Here is a 24,195-nt window from a genome sequence, read left to right as displayed (position 1 = left end):
ACCGGATTTACAAGGCCTTCAACCCCATGGACACCGCAGATCTACTCGAGCGCAGCTACCCCGGCCGCCGGGCCGAACTCAAGCGCGACATCTTTCGCAAGGCCTTGCGCCTGTTCAACGAACAGGGGATCGAGGCCACCACCATCGAAATGATCCGCGCCGAGTGCGACACCAGTGTCGGGGCGATCTATCACCATTTCGGCAACAAGGAAGGGCTGGTAGCCGCGTTGTTTTTCACCGCCCTGGAGGACCAGGCGCGCCTGCGCGATGCGTACCTGGCCGACGCAACGACCACCGAAGAGGGCGTGCAGGCGCTGGTCTTCAGCTATGTGGATTGGGTCGAGAACCAGCCGGAATGGGCGCGGTTCCAGTATCACGCGCGTTATGCCGTGACCCGGGGCCCCCACAAGGACGAACTGGCCGCCCGCAACAAGACGCGCAATCTCAGCCTGCGCACCTGGCTGAGCGAGCCCGGGCGCGCCGCCGAACTCAATGAGTGTCCCGCCGAGCTGCTGCCGTCGCTGATCGTCGGTCAGGCGGACAGCTATTGCCGGGCATGGTTGTCCGGGCGGGTGAAGGGCAGTCCGAAGGCTTATCGCGAGTTGCTGGCGCAGGCCACGTGGCGTTCGATCCGTAGCGAACCGGAACGCTGATTTTCAGAGACAAAAAAAGAGCCTCAAGACTCTTTGATAGGGAGGAGTAGAGCCCGTGAGGCTCAAGATGCGCGTGAAACAAAGTGCGGGCTTGATTGGGGTTCAGGGCACCTGCACCTACGCAGCGGTTTGGCGAACCAAGCGACTGCGTATCTCCATCCTAGGAAGGTGCGGCGGCGGTCTCAAGTACCGTCAGTCACTTGCTTTTGCGGCGCTGGCGGCGGCCCTTTCGACCATCGCGGCGATCGTTGCAAACAGCTCGTCACGGGCCTGTGTGGCGCTGATTTCTCCGGTCGCCGCTGCTTGAGACAGCGCCTCGGCGGCGCCGAGCATGGCGCGTAATCCCGCCTGGGTAATGTCGCCACCCTCAGCGAAAGGCGACAGCACGCTGCGGCACTTCTCCAGGAAGATCGCCTCGTATTCGCGCTTGATCTTCTCCAGTTCCGGCGTGCTCGCCAGCGCGGCGATCACCCCGGGAATCTCGTTGCCCTGGGTCAGCACACAATCGACATACGCCGTGGCAATCACCGAGGCGGTGCCGCTCAACGTCGCCTCGCAATTGCCTAGCGCAACATCCATCAGTGCGGTCTGGCGCCTGTCGAAATCCTGATACAGCGCAGCCAGCAAACCGGCGCGAGTGGTGAAGTGGTCGTAGACCACCGGTTTGGTCACGCCAGCCTTTTCCGCCAGATAACCCAGGGTCAGGGCATCGGTGCCTTCTTCGCGAATCAATTGCCAGGCCATGTCGAGCAACTGGCGCTGGCGGTCTTCCCGGGACAGGCGTCGACGGGGTTGTGCGGGTTCGGGGATTTCAGTGGTTGACATCGCTTATATACCAAACGTAACTTACGATTCGTAACTTACCAAGAGTATATAGCCCTTGGTCAGCATCCACCAAACGGAGATTTCCCTATGCACGCATTGATTGTTGTGGCTCATGACGACCCTCGTTCGCTGACCCATGCGCTGGCGCAGCAGATTGCCAAAGGCCTGTCGGAGAGCGATCTGTCCAACACCTTCGAAATCGCTGACCTGCACGCCGAGGAATTCGATCCGCGTTTTGGCGTGGCCGACTGGGCGGTGCATCACCGTGAATCCGCACCGCCAGCAGACGTCCTGGCCGAGCAGGCACGCATCGACCGCGCCGATGCGCTGGTGCTGGTGTATCCGGTGTTCTGGTGGTCGATGCCGGCGCTGCTCAAGGGCTGGATCGACCGGGTGTTCAGCAATGGCTGGGCGTTTGATTTCGATGGCGATTCGACCCTGAAGAAGCTCGGACGACTGCGTGTGCAACGGGTCGCACTCGGCGGGGCGGATGCACGCACCTACGAACGCCACGGCTACGGCGCGGCGATGAGGGCGCAGATCGATCACGGTATTTTCGATTATTGCGGGGCGACGGTGGCGGGCTCGGCGTTGTTGCTGGAGTCCGAGTTGCGCGACCCTGCGGTGCAACTGCAGGCAGCGCACGAACTCGGACTTGGGTTGTTCCGCTAAAGGTCTTTGGGAACCGTTTCAGCGAGCGCCGGGCCAGCCTGCTTTATCCAGGGCGGCGAGCAGGGTCGCGGCATCCAGCCCCGGCACCGAATGCCCGTTGCCTTCGGTGCTGTCGCTGGCAAGCAGGGCGTTGATGATCGCTTCTTCAACCGCCTCGGTCGCCGCCAGAAACAGCTCGCTGATGTGGTCGTTGTTGACCATCCGCAAGCCGTCACAGGTGGACGCGCCTTTGCCTTCATAGGCGGCGGGCGGGATGTGGCCGTTGCCGGTGGCGAAGGCGATGAAAATGTCGCCGCTGTGGTCTTCGTTACCGCCGCCGGTGCGCGCCAGACCGAGGCTCGCCCGTTGCGCCAGTCGCGTGCATTGATGCGGCAACAGTGGCGCATCGGTGGCCAGGCACACCACGATCGAACCCATGCCCGGATGGGGTAGCGAGGCACGCAGGAACGGCGAATCCACCTGTTCCATGTAGCGCCCGACGGGGTAGCCGTCGACCCGCAACTCGCTGCGAATCCCATGGTTGGCCTGAACGATGGCGCCCACCGTCCAGCCACCCTGAGCCTTGCTCAATCGGCGCGATGCGGTGCCGATCCCGCCCTTGAATTCATGGCAGATCATGCCGCTGCCACCGCCCACCGCGCCTTCCTGCACCGGGCCGTCAACGGCATTGCTCATCGCCTCCGCCACGTGCCCGGGTTTCACGTGAAAGCCGTTGATGTCGTTGAGCAAACCATCGAAAGTTTCCAGCACCACCGGCATGTTCCAGTAGAGACGACCGTCGTCCGGTTGCTGCGCGCGATCCAGCTCGATCAACGCATCGCGCACCACGCCTAGGCTGTGGGTGTTGGTGAAGGCGATCGGGCTGGTCAGCAGGCCGGCCTCGCGAATCCATTCCAGCCCCGTCGCATCACCGTTGCCGTTGAGTACGTGAACGCCGGCAAAACACGGTTGAGCATTGGTCGAACCTGCGCGCGGTTCGATGAGGGTGACGCCGGTGCAGATGTCGCGTCCGGCGGTGCTTTGCCCCCGCACATTGCTGTGGCCGACCCGCACGCCGGGCACGTCGGTGATGGCATTGAGCGGGCCGGGCTGCAGCTGGCCGATGCGGATATGGAGATCGCGGGCTCTTGGTTTCATGATGTTTTCTTCTCTGTTCAATGTTGATTATTGGCCGTTCTTGACCTTGCTCCAGACCCGCGTGCGCACCCGTTCGGTGGCTTTGGGCAGGGGCTCGAGGGTGAACAACGTCGCCATCGCTGTGGCAGACGGATACACCGCCGGGTTGTCGCGGGTGGCTTCGGCGACCAGCGCGGTGGCGGCACGATTACCGTTGGGGTAGGAGAGGTGATCGCTGACCGGCGCAATCACGTCGGGCCGCAGCAGGTAGTCGATGAACGCCAGGCCTTGGGTCGGATGCGGCGCGTCCTTGAGCAGTACCAGCGTGTCGAACCACACCGGCGCGCCTTCCTTCGGCAGGCTGTACTGGATCTTCACGCCGTTGCCGGCCTGCTCGGCGTTGGTCTTGGCTTCGAGCATCGCGCCGGACCAGCCGACCGCCACGCAGATGTTGCCGTTGGACAGATCGCTGATGAATTTCGAGGAGTTGAAGTAGGCGATGTGCGGGCGCAGTTTCAGCAGCAGCGCTTCGGCTTTCTGATAGTCCTCGGCGTTGGTGCTGTTCGGCGGCAGGCCGAGGTAGTGCAATGCGACCGGAAGCATTTCCGACGGCGAATCGAGCATTGCCACGCCACATTCGCCGAGCTTGGCCAGGTTCTCCTCCTTGAACACCAGGTCCCAGGAATCCACCGGCGCCTTGTCGCCCAGCACGGCGCGCACCTTGTCGACGTTGTAGCCGATGCCGTTGGTGCCCCACAGATACGGCACGGCGTACTGGTTGCCGGGGTCGTTGTTGGCCAGTTTGCTCAGCAGGTCGTTGTCGAGGTTCTTCCAGCCCGGCAGTTGATTGCGGGGCAACGGGGCGAGGGCGCCGGCCTTGATCAGGGTCGGCAGGCTGAAGTTGCTCGCCACCACCACGTCGTAGCCGCTGTGACTGGTCATCAGTTTGCCTTCCAGTACTTCGGCGCTGTCGAAGGTGTCGTAGACCGGCTCGATGCCGCTGTCGCGCTTGAAATCATGCAGGGTGTTCGGGCCGATGTAGTCGTACCAGTTGTAGACATGCACGCTCGGCGCATCGGCCGCTTGCGCGGTCAGTGCGACGGACACGACGCCCGCCAGGCCCAGGTTGATATACCCACGATGACAACGCATGATGCGGCACTCCTGGCCTGCGGCAGGCCGGTGATGAACAGGAGTGGTCAGCCTATCGGGCAGGCCGCGCCAGACCCATTCCCATCATGGGTTACTCAAAAGGGGTAGAGCGTGGACGCGTTGCTGCAGGAATTGCCGGTGCATCAGAGCCTGTCGCGGGTATTCGCCAGCATCGGCCAGGACGGTTTCTGGCGGGCGCTGGTCGATACCTTGCGGCTGCTGGTGCCGCTGGACAATGCGCTGGTGGCGGTGATGCAGACGGGGCGCCCGCCGCAATTGCTGATCGATGTCGACAGCCAGGGCCGCGCCGAGGAGCAGGAAGAACTGGCCGGTTACTGTGCCGGCATGTACCTGCTCGATCCGTTCTATCAGGCCGCGTGCGCCGGGATCACCGACGGTTTGCACAGCCTCGCGTCCGTGGCGCCGGACCAGTTTCTGCACAGCGAGTACTACCTGAGCTACTTCCGCTCGGTGGTCGGCGCGGATGAATTGCAATTCATGGTCAGCCTCGACGACGGCGTGCTCGGCTTGTCGATGGGCCGGGCCAAGGCGTTCAGTTTGCAGGAGCAAGGGCGCCTGCTGTGCGTTCGGGACTGGGTGTTGTCAGCGATGCGCCGGCATGTGCAGTTGATGCCGCCGCAAGGTGCGGTGGTCGAGGCGCCGGTCGGCGATCTGGCGGCGCTGCTGGACCGTTTCGACGCGCGGCTGACCGCGCGCGAAATCGATACGGCGCGCCTGATTCTCCAGGGCTTCTCGAGCAAAGCCATCGCCCAGCACATGAACATTTCGCCGGAGACGGTGAAGGTGCATCGGCGCAACCTCTATCACAAGCTCAACGTCACCGGGCATGGCGAGTTGTTTGCGCTGGTGTTGCGCCCGCGCTGAGCAGGGTCAGTCGATCTGCTTGAACAGCAGCGCCTTCAGACCGCTTTCCGGGTCGACGTCCGGAAACTCCGGCGGGTTTTCCAGCCGCTGCTCGAAACGCAGGCTCGGCGCCTCTTGGGTCACGCCATCGATCAGGAAGTCCGAACCGAACGCCGGATCGTTCATGCAGGCCAGGACCGTGCCTTGGGCCGTCAGCAGTTCCGGGAGGCGGCGCAGTACGCGTTGGTAATCCTTGGTCAGCAGGAAACTGCCTTTCTGGAACGACGGCGGGTCGATGATCACCAGGTCATACGGGCCGCTGTTGATGACCTTGCCCCAGGACTTGAACAGGTCGTGGCCGAGAAAACTCACCTTGCTCAGGTCATGCCCGTTCAGACGGTGATTGTCGCGGCCGCGGCTCAGCGCCGCGCGGGACATGTCGAGGTTGACCACATGGTTGGCGCCGCCCTCGATGGCTGCCACCGAGAAACCGCAGGTGTAGGCGAACAGGTTCAGCACCCGTTTGCCGGCAGACTGCTCGCGCACCCAGTTGCGTCCGTAGCGCATGTCGAGGAACAGCCCGGCGTTCTGCTTGCGGCCCAGATCCACGCGGTATTTCAGCCCGCCTTCGACGATGGTCATCTCGTCGATTTCTTCGCCCAGCAGCCATTCGGCGGTGCTTTGCGGCAGGTAGCGATGCTGGATCAACAGGGTGTGAGCGCCGGATTGCTGCCATGGCGCTGAACCGGTGATTTCCAGCAACAAGCGCTTGAGGTGTTCCAGTTGCGAAGCCTCGGGTTCCTTGAACAGCGACACCAGCACCACGCCTTGCAGCCAGTCGACGGTGAGCTGTTCCAGCCCCGGCCAGCAGCGCCCACGGCCATGGAACAGACGCCGGGTTTCGGCCGGTGCCGAAGTCAGCGCGGTGAGCAGGTGGGCGTGGAGAACGGCGAGGGCTTCAGGGTTCATCAATCGGGATCGGCAAGCAAAAGGGCGCGCATTTTAACCGCAATTACGGGTCGGCGACTGCCCGTTGACCGGGTGTTATCGAAAAGACCTGTATCAAAAATGAATTTCTGTAGAAGGCGCTGCTCATACCAGATAAGCAGCGGGATCAAGCCGCTAAATCGTTCATGCAATTCAGGGAGTGCCAGTTCATGTGTCCAATTCCGACGGCGAGCGCGCACCTTCCTGGCGGGTTGATTCTGGTAGTCGAGGATGACCCGTTGATTCTGGAGTTTTTGTGCGAAATTCTTCAGGAGGAAGGTTTCAAGGTCGAGCCGCAGACCAGTGCCGATGCGGCGTCGCGATACCTGGAAGAGCACGCACCGGAAGTCGCGCTGCTGCTCACCGACATCACCATGCCCGGCACCCTCAATGGCGCGGACCTGGCCAATCTGGTCGGCGAGCGCTGGCCGGAAAAACCGGTGATGGTCATGTCCGGTTATGAAACGCCGGAGACCTCCGGCGTCCGCCATCCAGTGGCGTTCATCAAGAAACCCTGGGCTATCGGCCAGTTGCTCGATTGCGTGGACGACGCATTCAAATCCAAGGCACCGCGTCTGCACTGAAGCCTTCGGCAGATGCTACATTGCCGGGCACATTTGCCCGGCTCTGCCTAAGGATGCGATCCCTTGTCTGCTCACGATGCTGTTTTCAATCGCGCGTTCGGCGCGTTCCTGTTCGACATGGACGGCACCGTCCTCAACTCCATCGCCGCCGCCGAGCGGATCTGGGCGGCCTGGGCCGAGCGTCATGGCGTGGATGTCGAGACCTTCCTGCCGACCATCCACGGCGTGCGCGCCATCGACACCATCACTCGCCTGAACCTGCCGGGCGTGGACGCCGAGGCGCAAGCAGCGTTCATCACCGAGGCGGAAATCGAAGACGTCGAAGGGATTGTCGAGATCCCCGGTGCGGCGGCGTTTCTCAAGTCGTTGCCGGCAGATCGCTGGGCCATGGTGACCTCGGCGCCACGGGATCTGGCGTTGCGGCGAATGGCGGCGGCGGGGATTCCCGAGCCTGCGGTGATGATCACGGCTGAAGACGTGACGGCGGGCAAACCTGACCCGGCCGGCTATCGACTGGCCGCCAAACGTCTGGGACTGGAACCGGCCGATTGCCTGATTTTCGAAGACGCGACTGTTGGCATTCAGGCGGCGGAAGCGGCCGGTGCGCCGTTGATGATCATCACCGCGACTCACCAGCATCCGATTGAAACCTCACACGCGACCATCGCCAGTTACCGCGACGTTGCGCTGAGCATCGACAACAACGGCCAGTTACGCCTGCAACCTCAGTAAACGCCCGGCAACAACCGCCAGCTGCGCGCGCAATAGGCATCGTATTCGGCGCCGAACTGGGTGCGCAGCAAGGCTTCTTCTGAATGGATGCGGGCAATCAGCGGGATCAGCGTCAGCGCCGCCAGCAGGATCCCGACGACCGAACGAAACGCCAGTGCCCAGCCCAGTGCGTTGACGACCAGCCCCAGATAGCTGGGATTGCGCAGGTGCGTGTAGATGCCTTCGGTGACCAGTCGATGTCCCGGCTGAATCGCCACCAATCCGCTGAAACGGTGGCCCAGAACGAACACCGGCCACAGGCGCAAGGCACCGCCAGCGATGAACAACAACGCCCCCAGCCAACGGGTGCCTTCGCGGCCAACGGTCCAGAAACCGATGCGGTCGCAGTAAGCCGGCAGAAAAGCACTGACCAGTCCGATCACGCCGAACGCCGGAATCACCCAGCGATTGGCCCGGTCCTCGCGTTCGCCCGAACTCAAGTTCACCTCGCTGAACAGCGACACCACCACCATCGCCAGCGTCGCCAGCGCCACCACCACCAGCGCGCCGTGGGAAAAGAACACCGCCACGCCACCAATGCCCCACATCGCCAGCCCCAGGTAGGCGAGAGTGGCGATTACCGCGACGACGGTCATTTGCGCTGACATTTTCATAGGCACCTCACGGCTGTTCCGTTCAGTGTAGATCGCTGCACGATCCCCGGCGTTTACCGTCGAGGGGGCAGGGTGAACTAAGCTTCAGACAGGGACGTTTCGACTTCAACCGTCCACGCGCCGGCGAACAGGTCGCCCGGGCGTGGCGTCATCAGGAGTCCGCCATGCTGCACATCCGCACGCCGTTGATCCTCCATCCGACCCTGTCGACCACTTCCCGGCGTATCTGGCTGAAACTGGAAAACCTGCAACCCTGTGGTTCTTTCAAACTGCGCGGCATGGGCCTGCTGTGCAGTCAGGCAGCGGCGCAGGGCAAGCGCAAAGTTGTCTGTCCGTCCGGTGGCAATGCAGGTCTTGCGACGGCGGTGGCGGCGGTCAGCCTGGGCCTGCAAGCCTGCATCGTGGTCCCGCACACCACCCCCGAAGCCACCCGCGCGCGCATTCGTCGTACCGGTGCCGAAGTCATCGTCCATGGCAAAGTCTGGGATGAGGCCAATCAGCGCGCCCGTGAACTGGCCAGCGCGGCGGACACCGAATACGTGCCGGCCTTCGATCACCCGGTGTTGTGGCAAGGGCACAGCACAATGATCGATGAAATCCTCGAAGACTGCCCGCAGGTCGACACCGTGGTCACCTCGGTCGGCGGCGGGGGATTGCTTGCAGGAATTCTCACAGGGCTGCTGCGCCATGACCGGCGTGACTGCCGGATCATCACCTGCGAAACCCAGGGCGCCGCCTCGTTTGCCGCCGCCGTACAGGCCGGCCACCCGGTGCGCCTGAGCAAAATCGACACCGTCGCCACCTCCCTTGGCGCCGCGCAAGTGGCGGAGTGGCCGGTGCAGCACATCGGCGAGTTCGATCACGAATGCCTGGTGCTGTCCGATGACGACGCGATCATGGGCGTGGTGCGTTATGCCAGTGATTTGCGGCAACTGGTGGAGCCGGCGTGCGGGGTGTCGCTGGCGGTGGCTTATCTGGATCATCCGGCGCTGGCGGGGGCTCGGGACGTGGTGGTTGTTGTTTGTGGCGGGGTGAGTATCAGTGCGCAGTTGGTGGCGGGGTGGGCGCGGTTGGGGGGCTGATTCCGATGTTGTTACTAACTCCCCAAAGCCCCTCACCCCAGCCCTCTCCCGGAGGGAGAGGGGGCCGACCGCAGTGTCTCAGGTCATGCATCGACCTGAAAAACCGAGTCGATTATGGATTCCAAGCATCGACCTGAGACTCCAAGTCGATTATGGATTCAAAACAGTTCGCCCACGTCGGCGGACTTCTCGAATATCCCCCAATCAGTTCCCTCTCCCTCTGGGAGAGGGCTAGGGTGAGGGCGCTTTCGGATCAACGTCGCAATCGAAGTTCCTCCGCGATCCTGACAATCTGCTCCAAAACATCATCCATCTGCTGAATCACTTCAAGATTACTGAACCGCACCACCTCAATCCCAAGCCGCTGAAGATAGAGCGTCCGCCGCCGATCATGAACCTCTCCCGCCTTTTCATAATGCTGCCCCCCATCCAGCTCCACCGCGAACCTCAACTCCACACAATAAAAATCCAGCACAAACGGCGGGATCGGCACCTGCCGCCGAAATTTCAGCCCCGCCACCTGCCGCGCACGCAGCCTTTGCCAAAGCATCTGCTCGCAATCGGTCTGGCTGGCGCGCAACCGGCGGGCGAATCGGCGTTGGTCGAGGGTAGGGCGATTTTGCATGCTTCACGTCCTTGTGAAGTGGGATGGAAGATTCACTGTAGACCAGACCAACAGCCAGTGCCGCCATCGCCAGTCTGCTGATTGAGTCCAAGAACTGGATGGGTTGAGTCCATTACGGATTCACCACCAATCGACCACGTCGGTGTACTTCTCGAATATCCCCCGATCGGTCCCCTCTCCCTTCGGGCGGTCCGACGTTTCGGGAGGGTTAGGGTGAGGGCTCGGCGATATCGGATCCAGTCAAAACCTCCCGAAACGTCTCCACCAACGGCCGCAAATTAATCCTGTGCCAAGCCGCCCACAGCGGCGTGGTAAATGCCAGCCACGGCACCTCCCGCAACACCACACCCGGCGGGGCGTTGTGGCTCAGGCCTTTCTGGATCATTGCAATCCCCAGCCCCGAAGCAACCAGCCCCAGTGCGGTGAACGGCTCGGTCGCCTGCATCCGTACATCCGGGGTGAAGCCGGCGCGCAGGCAGGCACTCACAAAATCGTCGCCCGCGTCCTGACGGGGTTGCACGCCGATCCACTCCTGAGTGGCCAGATCCTCCGGGGTCAGCGATGCCTGTGCGGCCAATGGATGCTGCTCCGGCAGCGCCAGCAGCATCGGATCGTCCAGCACCTGGAAGCCCAGCAAGTCAGGATCGTCGGTCGTCGGCGGTTCGCTGACCAGTGCGATATCGAGACTACGCTGACGCAGGCCTTCGAGTTGTTCGGCGGAGCTGAGGTTGTACAGCGCGACATGCACGTTCGGCCGATCTGCCCGCAACACGCGCAGGGCGTTAGGCAATACGCCCGCGTGCATGGCGTTCTCGATGTAGCCGATACACAAACCGCCTTCTTCACCACGACCCAGGCGTTTGCCGAGGGATTCCAGGCGATTGGCGTGGGTCAGCAAGGCGCGGGTTTCGGCAAGGAACGTATGGCCGTCGCGGGTCAGGCGGATGCGTTGCTGGCTGCGTTCGAACAGGGTCAGGCCCAGGCGTTCTTCGAGCTGGGCGATCTGCCGGCTCAGGGGCGACTGGGAAATGTGCAGGCGCTCGGCCGCGCGGCCGACGTGCTCTTCCTCGGCGACGACCACGAAGTAGCGCAATTGGCGGAAATCGATCATGTCAGACCTATAGGGACTCAAGTGCTGCGCATTATGTCTTGGACGGTCTGAATGTCGCAATCTAGGATCTGCTCAACGGTCAACCACGACCCAGACACTACGAGGAAATCCCCATGAGCTTGAAAGACAAACTGCCCGGCCAGTTGGGCTTCGGCACCGCGCCACTGGGCAACATGTTCCGCGCCATTCCCGAGGAAGAAGCCCAGGCCACCGTGCATGCGGCGTGGGATGCCGGCGTGCGTTACTTCGACACCGCGCCGTTCTACGGCTCGGGCCTGTCGGAAATCCGCCTCGGCGAAGCACTGTCCCGCTACAAGCGCGATGACTATGTGCTCAGCACCAAGGTCGGCCGGGTCATTCTCGATGAAGTCGAAGACGCCGCCGCCCGGGATCTGGGCGAGAAGAGCGGGGTGTTCGAACACGGCCGCCCGAACAGGATCGTCAACGACTACAGCGCCGACGCCACCCTGCGCTCGATTGAAGACAGCCTCGAACGCCTGAAAACCGATCGCCTCGACATCGTCTGGGTGCACGACATCGCTCAGGACTTCTACGGCGACCAATGGCTGGAGTATTTCAATCAGGCCCGCACCGGGGCCTTCAAAGTCCTGACCCGCCTGCGTGAAGAAGGCGTGATCAAGGGCTGGGGCCTGGGCGTGAATAAAGTCGAGCCGTGCGAGTTGACGCTCGACCTGACCGAGGCGCAGCCTGACGGCTTCCTGTTGGCCGGCCGCTACACCTTGCTCGATCACGACCGCGCCTTGCAGCGTCTGATGGATTCGGCGCGGGCGCAGAACGTTGAAATCGTTGTTGGCGGCCCATATAGCTCGGGAATCCTGGCCGGTGGCGCGCACTTCGAATACCAGAAGGCCAGCCCGCAAATCATTGCCAAGGTCGAGCAGATCAAACGCATCGCCGCCGTCCACGGCGTGGATGTCAAAGCGGCTGCACTACAATTCTCGCTGGCCAATCCGGCCGTGGCGGCAGTGATTCCCGGCGCGAGCAAACCGGGGCGTATCGCTGAAGATGTAGCGGCGCTGTCGGCGGTCATTCCGGCCGGTTTCTGGCAGGCCATGCGTGAAGCGAAACTGGTGTCCGAACGTGCACCATTACCTATCGACGAGGTGAAAGCATGAAGATCAATCTGAGCGGGAAACTGGCGATTGTCAGCGGCAGCACGGCGGGTATCGGTTTGGGCATCAGCCAGTCGCTGGCCGAGGCGGGCGCCACGGTGGTGGTGATCGGTCGCGACGCGGCCAAGGTCGAGCAGGCACTGGCGAGCATTCGGCAAGCCGTTCCGGGCGCGAAACTGCGCGGTCTGACGGCGGATCTGGGCACGGCCGAAGGCGCGCAGAAACTGTTCGCCGCCGAACCGAAAGCCGACATCCTGGTGAACAACCTCGGGATCTACAACGCCGTGGATTTCTTCGACGCGCCCGACGATGAGTGGACGCGCTTCTATGAAATCAACGTGATCTCCGGCGTGCGCCTGTCGCGACATTACGTGCCGGCGATGGTCGAGCAGGGCTGGGGTCGGGTGATCTTCCTGTCTTCGGAATCCGGCGTGGCCACCCCGGCCGACATGATCAACTACGGCGTGACCAAAAGCGCCAACCTCGCGGTGTCCCATGGCCTGGCCAAACGTTTGGCCGGCACCGGGGTGACGGTCAATGCAATCCTGCCGGGGCCGACCTTCACCGACGGCGTCGAAGAGATGCTCAAGGATGCCGCCGCCGAGTCCGGCCGTAGCTTGCGGGACGAAGCCGACGCGTTTGTGCGCAGGGCCCGTCCGACCTCGATCATCCAGCGCGTGGCCAATGTCGAAGAAGTCGCGCATCTGGTGACCTACATCGCTTCACCGCTGTCCTCGGCCACCACCGGCGCGGCATTGCGCGTCGACGGCGGCGTGGTCGACAGCCTGGCAATCTGAATTCCTCAAGAGAGACGTTTATTTATGGCAACAGCATCAGCATTCATCGACATCCCGGCCTCGGCCGATCAGGTCTGGCAACTGATCGGCGGCTTCAACACGCTGCCGGACTGGCTGCCGTTCATTCCCAAGAGTGAGCTGAGCGACGGTGGCCGCGTACGCACCCTGCAAACCGCCGACGGCGCGGTGGTGATCGAGCGTCTGGAGACGTTCGATAACGCGGGCAAGACCTACAGCTACTCGATCGAGCAGGCACCGTTTCCGGCCACGGATTATCTGGCGACGATTCGCGTCGAAGCCCAAGGGCAGGGCGCGCGGGTGACGTGGTCGGGACGCTTCACGGCCAAGGGCGTGAGCGATGAGGAAGTGGTGGCGCTGTTCAGCGGCATCTATCAGGGCGGCCTCGAAGCGCTGCGCGCTAACTACCCGGCCTGAGTTGATCGTTCCCACGCTCCGCGTGGGAATGCAGCCCGGGACGCTCTGCGTCCCATTCGAGAGCTGGAACGCGGAGCGTCCCTTGAGGAATTCCCACGCAGAGCGTGGGAACTATCTCTGCCAAACGATCAGGTCTGTGAAATCAGCCTCTGCCGGCAATCAAGCACCAGTTTCGCCCCGCCCAGATCGCTGCGACCCACCTCAAGACTGAACCCGTGCAGGCTGACAATCGCCGCAACGATCGACAGCCCAAGCCCGAAACCGCTTTGCGGTTGCCCACCCTCTGCACGATAGAAGCGCTGGAACACTGCTTCCCGTTCCGACTCGGGAATGCCGGGGCCGGAGTCGTGCACCTCGATCCGCGTATGCCCCGCATCATTCACCCCACGCAAAATCACCGTGCCTCCCGGCGGGGTGAACTTGATCGAGTTGCTCAACAGGTTGGCCAGCGCCTCGAACAACAGCGCCCGGTCACCATTGAGCATCGGCAGGGTTTCGGGCATGTTCAGCTCGAAACGCAGTTCGTCTTCCTCGGCCAGCGGCAGGTAGAACTCATGCAGTTCCTGCAGCAGTCGCACCGGATCGAGCTCGACGAATCCCGAACGTCGCTGGCGATCTTCCAGTTCGGAAATCCTCAGCAAACCGCGAAAACGCGCCATCAGCGTATCGGCCTCGGCCAGCACCAGATCCAGTTGCGCCGCTTCCGGCGAGCCTTCGCCGGCCTGTTGCTGCATGCGATACAACTGCGCCCGCAAACGCGTCAGCGGAGTGCGCAAGTCGTGGGCGATGTTGTCGCACACGCCTTTGACTTCGTTCATCAGACGCTCGATGCGATCGAGCATGGCGTTGACGATGGCGGCGAGCATGTCCAGTTCGTCGCGGCGATTGGACACGGGCAATCGATGAGTCAGGTCACCGGCGACAATCGACTGGGCACTGGCCTGAATCGCGCGGATTCGCCGCAACGGCCGACGCCGCAGCAAATGCCAGCCGATGACCCCCGGTACGATTGTCAGCGAAACGCCCCAGAGCAATGCACGCAGAATGATGCGGGTCACGGCGAACAGCGAACCGTTGTCGCGCACCAGCACCAGCCAGCGACCGTCGCGGGTTGGGGTGGCGACCGCATCGCAACTGTCGGCAGGCAGGGTCGGATCGTCGGATTCGGAACAGTCGCGCAATTCGTGGATCTTGCCGTCCAGCGGCAGGCCCGCAGGCATTTGCTGCAAAGCCCCGCCGAGGTAGGTGTGGTCGGCGGCGAACAGGCCGTAGGCATCGATGCCGCGGATATCGAACGTCATGCTGGCGGCGAGTGCATCCTCGAGCTGCTCGCCGCGAAAGTGCGAGAACAGATGCTGACGCTGCATCAGCGAATGTTTGGCCAGGCTGTCGAGGTAACCGGAGACCTCGAAATACATGACCCCCATGAGGATCCCGCTCCAGGCCACGAACAACGAACTGTAAAGCGCCAGCAACCGGCTGCTGGAGGAACGCCAACCGTCAGACGGGTTCGGCAATGACATAACCCGAGCCTCGCACCGTACGGATCAGCGGGACATTGCCCGGCGGGTCGATCTTCTTGCGCAGGCGACCGATGTGGACGTCGATCAGGTTGGTCCCCGGGTCGAAGTGATAACCCCAGACTTCCTCGAAAATCATCATCCGCGACAGGATCTGGCCGCTGTTGCGCATCAGGAATTCCAGCAACTTGTATTCGGTGGGCAACAGCGTCAGCACCTGCTCGGCGCGGCTGGCTTCATGGCTGATCAGGTCGAGCTCAAGGTCCGCCACGCGCAGGGTGGTCGGCTGGGTGCCGCCATTGTGCTGCCGGCGCAGCAACACTTCGACCCGGGCCGCCATTTCGTCGGTGGCGAACGGCTTGGTCAGGTAATCGTCACCGCCGGCGCGCAGGCCGCGCACGCGCTCATCGACGTCGGACAACGCGCTGATCATCAGGATCGGCGTGGACACACCCATGGTGCGCAGGGTGGTGACGATGGCCAGACCATCCAGTTCGGGCAGCATGCGGTCGAGGGTGATCAGGTCGTAGTTGCCGCTGACGGCGCGGTCCAGGCCTTCGCGGCCGTTGTCGACCCAATCCACGTCGAGGCCGTGGCTGCTGAGTTCGGCGACGATTTCCCGGGCGGTCACGGCGTCGTCTTCGATGGTCAAGATGCGAGTCATGGTGGGCCTGCTGATCGGTTCAAACGGAATGGCAGCATTTTGCCAAGATTTTGCAATAACGCTTTAAATTAACTTTCATGTTGTAGTTGATACAAACGCAAATGACCCACCGTGGTTGCCGATTTATTTCCCGAAACATTGATATCATCTGGCCATATTTTCGAGGGAGAGATTCCGTGGGCAAGTTGATTCGCGGTGGCTGGATGCCGATGGCCGGGATGCTTCTGGCGCTGCTAAGTGCTTCGGCATTGGCCGCCAATACCCCGTGTTCCGGGAAGAAGGGTGGCATCGATCGCTGCGATGGCGATCTGTTTCTATGTAATGACGGCTCCATCAGCGGCTCGAAAAAGAGTTGCGCTGCGATGTTCGGCATCCGTGAACAGGCGCGGCCGCAGCAGTTTCTGCAAACCAATGACGGCTGTGATTGTGGCACCGGTTCGTTCTGCACCGGGCCACGCGGCGGCGTGTATTGCCTGACGCCCAGCGGCAAGAAGAGCTACAAACGCAAGTAAGCGGTTTTGTGCCAATGCATAAAACCCGCTGCTATCGAACCGTTGTTGCAAATTGCATGGTTCTTGGAAGTTCAGTCTTTTTAAGTGAATGAATTCAAACGATTTATTTAATGTTGGCGACTGGCACGGTCACTGCAATTCATCTGCTGACGAGTTGTAACACCATTTTTCATGCCGGGAGCAGAACAACAATGAATAGATCCTCTGATGGGTTTTATCCTGCCTTCGAAGGCGAGTCGAGCAACGTCTCAGGGGTGTCCTGGGGCGCGATCTTCGCCGGGGCCGCGGCCGCTGCGGCACTGTCGTTGATTCTGGTACTGCTTGGTTTCGGTCTGGGCTTCTCCGCTGTTTCACCGTGGGCCGGGGAGGGCGTCAGCGCCAAGGGCCTGGGCATTTCGACAATCGTCTGGCTGGCGGCGACGCAAATCATCGCTTCCGGCCTGGGCGGCTACATCGCCGGTCGCCTGCGGGTGAAGTGGGCGAACATGCACGGTGACGAGGTGTATTTCCGCGACACCGCCCATGGCTTCCTTGCCTGGTGCGTGGCCACGCTGGTTACTGCGACGCTGGTGGTCGGCTCGGTCAGCAGCATCGTCAGCGGTGGTGTGCAGGCCGGTGCAAGTGTCGCCGGTGGTGCGGCCAGTGCCATGACTCAGGCGGCCGGGACTGCAGCGGCGAACACCGACAGTAATCAGTACGGCTACTTCGTCGACAGCCTGTTCCGCGATGACCGTCCTGCCGCCGTCAGCGATGACGCCGCTCGCGGCACCGTGACCCGGATCTTCGCTCAGAGCCTGGCCAACGGTCAGCTCAGCCCCGAGGATCGTACCTACCTTGCACAACTGGTCGCGCAACGGACCAATCTGACCCAGGCCGACGCCGAACGTCGCGTCGATGAAATCTACGCCCGTACGCAAAAAGCCATTGCCGACGCCAAGGTCAAAGCTCAGCAAGCCGCTGACACCGCCGCCAAAGTCGCTGCCTGGACTTCGCTGTGGATGTTCATCGCGCTGCTGGCCGGTGCGTTCTTCGCCAGTCTGTCGGCCACCTTCGGCGGTCGCCGCCGGGATGCGGTCGAGTACGTTGAAGTCGAAACCTACACCACGGCCACACTGCCTCCGGTCCGTTAACAAGGAGAATCACCATGCGCTCACTACTGCTGTTTTTCCTCGGCGTGCCAATCCCGATCATTATTCTGATCGCTCTGTTTGTGCACTGATCCCTCTGGGGCTTGTGCCTCGGCCGCTTCCACCTTCGGGTGGAAGCGGCTTTTTGCTTTCTAAAGGGCCAGCAGCCAGAATCGACGCCGCAAGCGGATCGGCCGCTTCAATTTCTGTTTAAGGATGAAGACGTTGGACAAGAAGGAAATCAAACGGCAGCTGGATGAGATGCTGGACGCCGGGCGCTCGAAGACCGAAACCTTCAAGGCGTTTTCGGGTGGGGCGGTCAAGGATCGGGTGCTGGCTTACTGGATTGGTTCACGCATTGACCCGGCACTGCGTCGCCAGTATGCACGCAAGGTCACGATCCTGATCGTGCTGACCTGCATTCAGGCATTGCTCGGCGCGCTCGCCGGATTTGTCCTGGGCTGGGACTCCGGCATCGGATTGGCCCTGACGCTCATGCTGATCGGCGGTGGTATCCCGCTGCTGTTTGCCTGGGGTTTCTACAAATACTCCGCTCAGACCTACACCGTCTTCGTGATCCTTACGCTCAGCCAGGTTTCACGCCTGTTCAAGGACTACGCCGAAGACCCGATCTCCACCTTGATCGGCGTCGGCCTCACTCTGGCCATGGTCTATTTTGTCGTGTGGCTGAAAACCAAGTTGTTCCCTGACCTCGGTTTCATCGGTTCGAAAAAGATCAAAGGGCAGTTCGTGTTTTCCAACTGATCGGCGGCAGAACCGTACAGTCATTTCCATGGCCTGGATCAATATTCTTCTGCGCGATATCCCCTACCGTGAATTTTCCAGGCCCTTGCCGCTGGATCGACTACATTGCTTGCGCGCACGTTGCTGCGCGAGCGGAACCAACCTGCCGGCCCGATAGAGAGAGATAACCCCCACGTGTCGGCAAGGTGTAGTGCAGCAAGGAGCTGTTTCAACCTCACCTGAACTTTTCACGGATGATCATCGCAATGCACTGCCTAGAAAGAACCTTCGATATCCAGCCCTTGGCGCAGGCGGATATGACTGTCCACATCAACGGCCAACCGGTCACCGCCGCCATCGGCGAAACCGTGCTCAGCGTCATTCAGTCTCTCGGCGTGCGCCAGGTCGCGCGCAACGATCACAACCAGATCAGCGGTGCCTATTGCGGGATGGGCGTGTGCCAGTGCTGCCTGGTGAAAATCAACGGCCGGCACAAACGCCGTGCCTGCCAGACCGTGGTGCGTGACGGCATGCACATCGAAACCCAGGCTAACCGCATTCACGGTCAGGAGGCGCTATGAGCCAGCATCCGGTCATCGTCGGCGGTGGGCCGGCGGGGATGGCAGCGGCCATCGAACTGGCGCGCCATGGTGTGCGCAGCACATTGCTTGAGGAGGCGTCGCGCCTGGGTGGTGTGGTCTATCGCGGGCCGCTGCGTGACGGCGTGCAGCTGGATTACTTGGGGCCGCGCTATTCCGAAGCACTGAGCAAATTGCACGGTGACTTTCAGGAGCAGGCCGGGCTGATCGATGTGCGCCTGCATCACCGTGTGGTTGGCGCCGAAGGTACCCGCTCGCTAGTCGTGCTCGATGGCGATGAGCGTCTGCACGAAATCAGCTATCCGCAACTGCTGCTGGCCGCCGGTTGCCATGAGCGCAGCGTGCCGTTTCCCGGCTGGACGCTGCCGGGCGTGATCATGCTTGGCGGCCTGCAATTGCAGATCAAGAGCGGTGTGGTCAAACCGCAGGGCCCAGTGGTGATCGCGGGCACCGGGCCGCTGTTACCGCTGGTGGCGACCCAGTTGCACGCGTCAGGCGTGAGTGTTGCCGGTGTCTACGAGGCCTGCGCGTTCGGCAAGATTGCCAAGGAAAGCCTGGCGCTTCTGAACAAGCCGCAACTCTTCCTTGATGGCTTGAGCATGCTCGCCTACCTGAAGTTGCACGGCATCCCGATGAACTACGGCTGGGGCGTGGTCGAGGCACACGGCGAAGGCGAACTGAAAAGCGTCAGCGTGGCGCCGTACTCGGCGACGTGGGAACCGGACATGAGCCGCGTCGAACGCTTCGAAGCGAAGACGCTCGCGGTCGGTTACGGCTTCATTCCGCGTACCCAGTTGAGCCAGCAAATGGGCCTGGATCACGGCTTCAGCGACGACGGTTACCTGCGCGCCAACGCCAACATCTGGCAGCAAAGCAGCGAGCCCCACGTGCATCTGGCCGGTGACATGGGCGGGATTCGCGGCGGTGAAGCGGCGATGCTGGCCGGCAAGATCGCCGCCACTTCGATCCTGCTGCAACGCGGTGTGCTGGAAGAGGAACTGGCGCGGGTCCGCCGCGACCGTTACCTGAGCAAACTCAAAGCCATCGTGCGTTTCCGCGCGGCGGTGGATCGCTACACCGAACGCGGCGTCGGGCAAATCAAATTGCCGGCGGCCGACACGGTGATCTGCCGCTGTGAACACGCGACCCGCGCCGACATCGACCGGGCGCTGGAGCAGGGCGTGCAAGACATCGCCAGCCTGAAAATGCGCACCCGCGTGAGCATGGGCGACTGTCAGGGGCGGATGTGCGTCGGCTATTGCAGCGACCGTTTGCGCCAGGCCACCGGGCGCAAGGATGTTGGCTGGTTGCGGCCGCGTTTCCCGGTCGATCCGATTCCTTTTTCCGCGTTCCAGTCCCTCGGCACGGAGGCCGTTTCCCATGAGTAAGTTCTATGACGTGGTCATCGCCGGCGGCGGTGTGATCGGCGCGTCCATCGCCTATCAGTTGTCCAAGCGCAAAAACCTCAAGGTCGCGATGATCGACGCCAAGCGCCCGGGCAACGCGACCCGAGCCTCGGCCGGCGGCTTGTGGGCCATCGGTGAGTCGGTGGGGCTGGGTTGCGGGGTGATTTTCTTCCGCATGATGTCGGCCAACCGCAAGCGCGAAACCCAAGGCGCGGCGGTGGCGGTGGATTCCAGCACGCCGCACATCCTGCCGCCGTCGTTCTTCGACTTCGCCTTGCAGTCCAACGCGCTGTACCCGGCGCTGCACCGTGAGCTGAAAGACAACCACGGGATGGATTTCAAGTTCGAAAAGACCGGGCTCAAGTTCGTCATTTATGACGATGAAGACCGGTTGTACGCCGAGCACATCGTCGGCTGCATTCCGCACCTGGCCGATCAGGTGCGCTGGCTCGATCAGGCGGCGTTGCGCGAATCCGAGCCGAGCGTCAGCCATGAAGCGCGCGGGGCACTGGAGTTTCTCTGCGACCACCAGGTCAGTCCGTTCCGCCTCGCCGACGCCTACGCCGAAGGCGCCCGGCAGAATGGCGTGGACATGTACGTCAACACCAACATCACCGGCGTTCTGCATCACGGTACGCGCGTGACCGGCGTGCAAACGGCTGAAGCCGGGGTGTTCCACTGCAAGACCCTGATCAACGCAGCGGGGGCGTGGGCGGCAGATCTCAGTGAGTGGGCCACTGGCGTGCGCATTCCGGTGAAACCGGTGAAAGGGCAGATTTTGTTGACCGAACGCCTGCCGAAAATCCTCAACGGTTGCCTGACCACCAGCGATTGCTACATGGCGCAGAAGGACAACGGCGAGATCCTGATCGGCAGCACCACCGAGGACAAAGGCTTCGACGTCACCACCACCTGGCCGGAAATCGCCGGGCTGGTGCAGGGCGCGGTGCGTTGTCTGCCGGAACTGGCGGACATCAACCTCAAGCGCACCTGGGCCGGGCTGCGGCCGGGCTCGCCGGATGAGTTGCCGATTCTCGGGCCCATGGCCGGGGTGGACGGCTACCTGAACGCCTGCGGGCATTTCCGCACCGGCGTGCTGACGTCGGCGATTACCGGGGTGTTGCTGGATAAGCTGGTCAACGATGAGCCGCTGCCGCTGGACATCACGCCGTTTCTGGCGGATCGGTTTGAAGTGGCGTCGGCCAAGGAAGAGAGGGAGCTGGAGATAGCCTGAGCCTGCTGGCTCCCACGAGATCGTTCCCACGCTCCGCGTGGGAATGCCTCAAGGGACGCTCCGCGTTCCAGCTCCGGGAGGGACGCGGAGCGTCCCGGGCTGCATTCCCACGCAGAGCGTGGGAACGATCAGGGTCAGGTCAGGGCTTGCCGGACTGTTCTTCCAGTTGATCCGACTCGAACAATCGGGCCAGTTCCGCCCGCGCTTCCTGTGCGGTCTGCAGGACCTTGGCCGCGTCGTCGTACACCGCGTGCTGGGCCTCCAGTACCTGTTCGTCATGGTGCTTGAAGCGCTTGATTCGCGCATCGGCCTGGGCCTGGGTCAAACCGAGGCCCACTAACGTGCGACGGCTCATTTCCAGACTGGAGTAATAGGTCTCCCGGATTGGATCGGCGCCGACATCCACCAACCTGTGAACGTGCTGCCGGTTACGCGCCCGGGCGATGATCTTCATGTGCGGGTAGAGCTTGCGCACGATCTCGGCGGTCTTGATGTTGGTCTCCGGATCGTCCGTGGCAATCACGAAGTATTCCGCTTCACCGACCTTGGCCGCGCTGAGGATTTCCGGACGCATCGGGTCGCCGTAGAACACCGGCACACCGCCGAAACTGCGCGACAGTTCGATGGTTTCCACCGAGGTGTCCAGCGCCACGAACTTGATGTTCTGCGCCCGCAGGATCCGCGCCACGATCTGACCCATCCGGCCCATGCCGGCGATGACCACCCGTGGAGTTTCGGTGTCGATCTGGCGGAATTTCTCCGGCACTTCCACTGGCTGCACCTTCGGGCTGACCAGCCGTGCGCAGATCAATAGCAGCAACGGCGTGACGGCCATCGACAGGGTGATGGTCAGCACCAGCAGGTCGTACAGACGCGGCTCGAACAGACCTTGATCGCGACCGATCTTGAACACCACGAACGCAAATTCACCGCCGGCCGCCAAAACGATACCGAGGCGAATCGCACTGACTTTGCTCAGCCCGCCAGCCAGACGCCCGACCACAAACAACAGCGGTAACTTCAGCGCAATCAGCAACAGCGTCAGCCCCAGCACGGTGATCGGCGCGCTCAGCAGCAGGCTGAGGTTGGCGCCCATGCCGACGCTGATGAAGAACAGCCCCAGCAGCAGGCCCTTGAACGGTTCGATCTGCGCTTCCAGCTCATGGCGATACTCCGAATCCGCCAGCAGCAACCCGGCAAGGAATGCGCCCAGCGCCATCGACACACCGACCATGTCCATCAGCCACGCGGTGCCGATGACCACCAGCAACGCGGTGGCGGTAGACACCTCCGGCAGACCGGTTTTCGCCACCACGCGGAACACCGGACGCAACAGATATCGCCCGCCAATCACCACCACGGCGATGCTGCCCAAGACCTGCAAACTGTGGCGCACATCGTCGGCAGTGCTGGTGTGGTGATCGACGCCCGCGAGCATCGGCACCAGGGCGATCAGCGGGATCGCGGCGATGTCCTGGAACAGCAGAATCGCAAACGCCAGCCGCCCGTGAGGGCTGGTCAGTTCCTTGCGTTCCGCCAGGCTTTGCAGGCCAAACGCGGTGGACGACAGCGCCAGGCCCAGGCCCAGAACAATCGCGCTGTTCAGCGGCTGGCCGAACACCGACAACGCCAGTACGCCAATCACCGAACCGGTCAAAAGCACCTGCGCCAGACCAACGCCGAACACCGATTTGCGCATCACCCACAAGCGTCGCGGCGAAAGCTCCAGACCAATGATGAACAGCAGCAACACCACGCCCAGCTCGGAGATATGGCTGACGCTTTGCGGATTGCCGATCAGGCCCAGCACCGACGGGCCGATGATCACTCCGGCAAACAGATAACCGAGCACCGCGCCCAGTTGCAGGCGCTTGGCCAGGGGAACGGTAAGCACTGCCGCGAACAGAAATACGACAGCGGCTTGCAACAGGTTGCCTTCATGGGGCATGGCACAACTCCATAACACGGTACGACGGGAGGGCAAGGATAAAGGCTCGCCCCATGGCACACCACCTGCGGGGGAAACTGATGTGGTGGGTGGCGGTTTCTGATGAGGCTGTTCATCTTTGAACCGTCAGGCGATATCTGGTCATGTAAAGTTCTACTTTGGTCTTAGTGAGTTGGAGAGTGTTTCTCTGGAACAGCGACTAAAAAGTTCGGGTTTGTGGGGGAGAGTTTTATCCGGTCATGCAACTTGTATGACGGGTGTAATGTTGCGAAGAGGGTTGCTTGATTCGCCGGTATTGCTCAATAAAAGCAGCAGCTTATTCGATAAAACGAAGTCTTTTTTATGGTTTTTAAAAGCAGAGCAGGGTGGTTGTGTGGACTAGGTAGTTCATTAAATTATTTTGTTTGTGAAACTTTCGTAACAGTGATTGACAATGCAATTCCTCCGAACTTACTATTTTCCCCGCAAAAGCAGGTCGTTAAATGATCGTTGCAGGGAATTTGCAAATAACGATTGTTTATCCCGTTTCACCGCAAACAAGAAGTCTGCGGCGAGGCGGTTGCGACCACACACCTGTATTGTGCTGGCCGCCTGGCAAGGCGCCGCTGCAAGTATCAGGTCTCATTCGACAGGGTGGGCAGGAAAGCCCGCTTGAAGTTAAGTTTTCATAAGGATTTGAAACCTTGTACTCGAACTCCAAGGGGGCGGCACGCCCGTTATCTGTGCCTGTCCGGCTCGCTTGCGACACGCCCCGCGTGGCGGCTGGCAAGCGTTTGCCCGTTGACGCGGCGCCCATCTTCAAAACATCCAACAACGTAATGTGCACTCGGCATCTCTCGACGTCGAACGTGCGCACTTTGCCCTTGGCCCGGCGGGCTACCGAGCATTCGTTCATTTTCAGCTCGCGTTTCAGGCGGCGGGTCGGGCGATTCTAATTTCCAGAATTTCAGTCAAACGTCTTTAAACCACGCTCTTCGTGGCGGCCGGATGCTGTACTTGATTTTAAGCGCACTCGCGAAC

The 24,195-nt window shown here is 61.8% G+C and carries 25 protein-coding genes; 15 read left to right on the top strand and 10 right to left on the bottom strand.

What is annotated here, in order from left to right; all coding sequences use genetic code 11:
* Nucleotides 1-26: 26 nt before the first annotated feature.
* Nucleotides 27-653 (top strand): TetR/AcrR family transcriptional regulator, encoded by a 627-nt coding sequence (locus AC07N4_RS05200; RefSeq protein ID WP_102622041.1) that lies wholly within the window; start codon nucleotides 27-29, stop codon nucleotides 651-653.
* A gap of 192 nt (nucleotides 654-845) precedes the next feature.
* On the opposite strand, the gene AC07N4_RS05195 is transcribed toward AC07N4_RS05200, so the two are convergent.
* Nucleotides 846-1,478, bottom strand: coding sequence for a TetR/AcrR family transcriptional regulator (locus AC07N4_RS05195; RefSeq protein WP_493065109.1), 633 nt, complete (start codon nucleotides 1,476-1,478; stop codon nucleotides 846-848).
* An 87-nt stretch (nucleotides 1,479-1,565) separates the two neighbouring features.
* On the opposite strand from AC07N4_RS05195, the gene AC07N4_RS05190 reads away from it, so the two are divergent.
* Nucleotides 1,566-2,150, top strand: coding sequence for an NAD(P)H-dependent oxidoreductase (locus AC07N4_RS05190; protein WP_493065108.1), 585 nt, complete (start codon nucleotides 1,566-1,568; stop codon nucleotides 2,148-2,150).
* 18 nt (nucleotides 2,151-2,168) lie between these two features.
* Here AC07N4_RS05190 and AC07N4_RS05185 read toward each other — a convergent pair whose 3' ends face one another.
* Together AC07N4_RS05185 and AC07N4_RS05180 are read right to left on the bottom strand one after the other, a co-directional pair.
* Nucleotides 2,169-3,287 carry a DmpA family aminopeptidase gene (locus AC07N4_RS05185; protein ID WP_493065107.1) on the bottom strand — a complete coding sequence of 373 codons (1,119 nt, stop codon included), beginning with the start codon at nucleotides 3,285-3,287 and terminating at the stop codon, nucleotides 2,169-2,171.
* Nucleotides 3,288-3,314: 27 nt separating this feature from the next.
* A complete protein-coding gene (locus AC07N4_RS05180) occupies nucleotides 3,315-4,418 on the bottom strand; it encodes a polyamine ABC transporter substrate-binding protein (protein WP_192558367.1) in 1,104 nt (367 codons plus the stop codon).
* Between the two features lie 111 nt (nucleotides 4,419-4,529).
* Here AC07N4_RS05180 and AC07N4_RS05175 point away from each other — a divergent pair, with 111 nt between their 5' ends.
* The gene (locus AC07N4_RS05175; RefSeq protein ID WP_493065106.1) at nucleotides 4,530-5,303 is read left to right on the top strand and encodes a helix-turn-helix transcriptional regulator; all 774 of its coding nucleotides are present in this window, start codon (nucleotides 4,530-4,532) and stop codon (nucleotides 5,301-5,303) included.
* 6 nt (nucleotides 5,304-5,309) lie between these two features.
* On the opposite strand, the gene AC07N4_RS05170 is transcribed toward AC07N4_RS05175, so the two are convergent.
* Nucleotides 5,310-6,251 (bottom strand): class I SAM-dependent methyltransferase, encoded by a 942-nt coding sequence (locus AC07N4_RS05170; RefSeq protein WP_493065105.1) that lies wholly within the window; start codon nucleotides 6,249-6,251, stop codon nucleotides 5,310-5,312.
* Between the two features lie 188 nt (nucleotides 6,252-6,439).
* On the opposite strand from AC07N4_RS05170, the gene AC07N4_RS05165 reads away from it, so the two are divergent.
* Nucleotides 6,440-6,853 carry a response regulator gene (locus AC07N4_RS05165; RefSeq protein ID WP_096822599.1) on the top strand — a complete coding sequence of 138 codons (414 nt, stop codon included), beginning with the start codon at nucleotides 6,440-6,442 and terminating at the stop codon, nucleotides 6,851-6,853.
* Between the two features lie 63 nt (nucleotides 6,854-6,916).
* Nucleotides 6,917-7,585 carry an HAD family hydrolase gene (locus AC07N4_RS05160; protein ID WP_096822598.1) on the top strand — a complete coding sequence of 223 codons (669 nt, stop codon included), beginning with the start codon at nucleotides 6,917-6,919 and terminating at the stop codon, nucleotides 7,583-7,585.
* Here AC07N4_RS05160 and AC07N4_RS05155 read toward each other — a convergent pair.
* Nucleotides 7,579-8,238, bottom strand: coding sequence for a methyltransferase family protein (locus AC07N4_RS05155; RefSeq protein WP_096822597.1), 660 nt, complete (start codon nucleotides 8,236-8,238; stop codon nucleotides 7,579-7,581). The genes AC07N4_RS05160 and AC07N4_RS05155 overlap by 7 nt on opposite strands.
* Before the next feature lie 164 nt (nucleotides 8,239-8,402).
* Between AC07N4_RS05155 and AC07N4_RS05150 the strand changes: the two genes are divergently transcribed.
* Nucleotides 8,403-9,320 carry a pyridoxal-phosphate dependent enzyme gene (locus AC07N4_RS05150; RefSeq protein WP_493065104.1) on the top strand — a complete coding sequence of 306 codons (918 nt, stop codon included), beginning with the start codon at nucleotides 8,403-8,405 and terminating at the stop codon, nucleotides 9,318-9,320.
* Nucleotides 9,321-9,573: 253 nt separating this feature from the next.
* On the opposite strand, the gene AC07N4_RS05145 is transcribed toward AC07N4_RS05150, so the two are convergent.
* Entirely contained in the window at nucleotides 9,574-9,945 is a 372-nt protein-coding gene (locus AC07N4_RS05145) for an endonuclease domain-containing protein (protein WP_102622018.1), read from the bottom strand.
* 208 nt (nucleotides 9,946-10,153) lie between these two features.
* A complete protein-coding gene (locus AC07N4_RS05140) occupies nucleotides 10,154-11,056 on the bottom strand; it encodes a LysR substrate-binding domain-containing protein (protein WP_493065103.1) in 903 nt (300 codons plus the stop codon).
* A 113-nt stretch (nucleotides 11,057-11,169) separates the two neighbouring features.
* Between AC07N4_RS05140 and AC07N4_RS05135 the strand changes: the two genes are divergently transcribed.
* From AC07N4_RS05135 to AC07N4_RS05125, 3 genes are read left to right on the top strand one after another with little or no spacing between them, the layout of a single operon-like run.
* The gene (locus AC07N4_RS05135) at nucleotides 11,170-12,192 is read left to right on the top strand and encodes an aldo/keto reductase (protein WP_493065102.1); all 1,023 of its coding nucleotides are present in this window, start codon (nucleotides 11,170-11,172) and stop codon (nucleotides 12,190-12,192) included.
* A complete protein-coding gene (locus AC07N4_RS05130) occupies nucleotides 12,189-12,986 on the top strand; it encodes an SDR family NAD(P)-dependent oxidoreductase (RefSeq protein WP_493065101.1) in 798 nt (265 codons plus the stop codon). Before AC07N4_RS05135 ends, AC07N4_RS05130 begins: the two co-directional genes overlap by 4 nt.
* A 24-nt stretch (nucleotides 12,987-13,010) precedes the next feature.
* Complete coding sequence (locus AC07N4_RS05125; protein ID WP_096822592.1) at nucleotides 13,011-13,421, top strand: SRPBCC family protein; 411 nt, start codon at nucleotides 13,011-13,013, stop codon at nucleotides 13,419-13,421.
* Between the two features lie 128 nt (nucleotides 13,422-13,549).
* Here the strand turns inward: AC07N4_RS05125 and AC07N4_RS05120 are convergent, their stop codons facing one another.
* Nucleotides 13,550-14,944 carry a sensor histidine kinase gene (locus AC07N4_RS05120; protein ID WP_096822591.1) on the bottom strand — a complete coding sequence of 465 codons (1,395 nt, stop codon included), beginning with the start codon at nucleotides 14,942-14,944 and terminating at the stop codon, nucleotides 13,550-13,552.
* A complete protein-coding gene (locus AC07N4_RS05115; RefSeq protein WP_096822590.1) occupies nucleotides 14,922-15,605 on the bottom strand; it encodes a response regulator transcription factor in 684 nt (227 codons plus the stop codon). The genes AC07N4_RS05120 and AC07N4_RS05115 overlap by 23 nt, the downstream gene beginning before the upstream one ends.
* A gap of 203 nt (nucleotides 15,606-15,808) precedes the next feature.
* Between AC07N4_RS05115 and AC07N4_RS05110 the strand changes: the two genes are divergently transcribed.
* From AC07N4_RS05110 to hcnC, 6 genes are all read left to right on the top strand, one after another.
* Nucleotides 15,809-16,117 carry a YdcA family protein gene (locus AC07N4_RS05110; protein WP_219737177.1) on the top strand — a complete coding sequence of 103 codons (309 nt, stop codon included), beginning with the start codon at nucleotides 15,809-15,811 and terminating at the stop codon, nucleotides 16,115-16,117.
* 191 nt (nucleotides 16,118-16,308) lie between these two features.
* Complete coding sequence (locus AC07N4_RS05105) at nucleotides 16,309-17,247, top strand: hypothetical protein (protein WP_102622014.1); 939 nt, start codon at nucleotides 16,309-16,311, stop codon at nucleotides 17,245-17,247.
* 222 nt (nucleotides 17,248-17,469) lie between these two features.
* Entirely contained in the window at nucleotides 17,470-18,009 is a 540-nt protein-coding gene (locus AC07N4_RS05100) for a hypothetical protein (protein ID WP_102622013.1), read from the top strand.
* 245 nt (nucleotides 18,010-18,254) lie between these two features.
* On the top strand, nucleotides 18,255-18,569 hold the full coding sequence (gene hcnA, locus AC07N4_RS05095; RefSeq protein ID WP_096822653.1) for a cyanide-forming glycine dehydrogenase subunit HcnA: 315 nt from the start codon (nucleotides 18,255-18,257) through the stop codon (nucleotides 18,567-18,569).
* On the top strand, nucleotides 18,566-19,975 hold the full coding sequence (hcnB, locus tag AC07N4_RS05090) for a cyanide-forming glycine dehydrogenase subunit HcnB (protein ID WP_273539306.1): 1,410 nt from the start codon (nucleotides 18,566-18,568) through the stop codon (nucleotides 19,973-19,975). Before hcnA ends, hcnB begins: the two co-directional genes overlap by 4 nt.
* Nucleotides 19,968-21,227 carry a cyanide-forming glycine dehydrogenase subunit HcnC gene (gene hcnC, locus AC07N4_RS05085; RefSeq protein ID WP_102622011.1) on the top strand — a complete coding sequence of 420 codons (1,260 nt, stop codon included), beginning with the start codon at nucleotides 19,968-19,970 and terminating at the stop codon, nucleotides 21,225-21,227. The genes hcnB and hcnC overlap by 8 nt, the downstream gene beginning before the upstream one ends.
* A gap of 139 nt (nucleotides 21,228-21,366) precedes the next feature.
* Here hcnC and AC07N4_RS05080 read toward each other — a convergent pair whose 3' ends face one another.
* The gene (locus tag AC07N4_RS05080; protein WP_493065100.1) at nucleotides 21,367-23,175 is read right to left on the bottom strand and encodes a monovalent cation:proton antiporter-2 (CPA2) family protein; all 1,809 of its coding nucleotides are present in this window, start codon (nucleotides 23,173-23,175) and stop codon (nucleotides 21,367-21,369) included.
* Nucleotides 23,176-24,195 lie beyond the last annotated feature (1,020 nt).

Source organism: Pseudomonas sp. GW821-FHT09E04 (assembly GCF_059416185.1).
The sequence above is the reverse complement of the archived record's forward strand: the minus strand, read 5'-3'. Positions and strand labels throughout refer to the sequence as shown.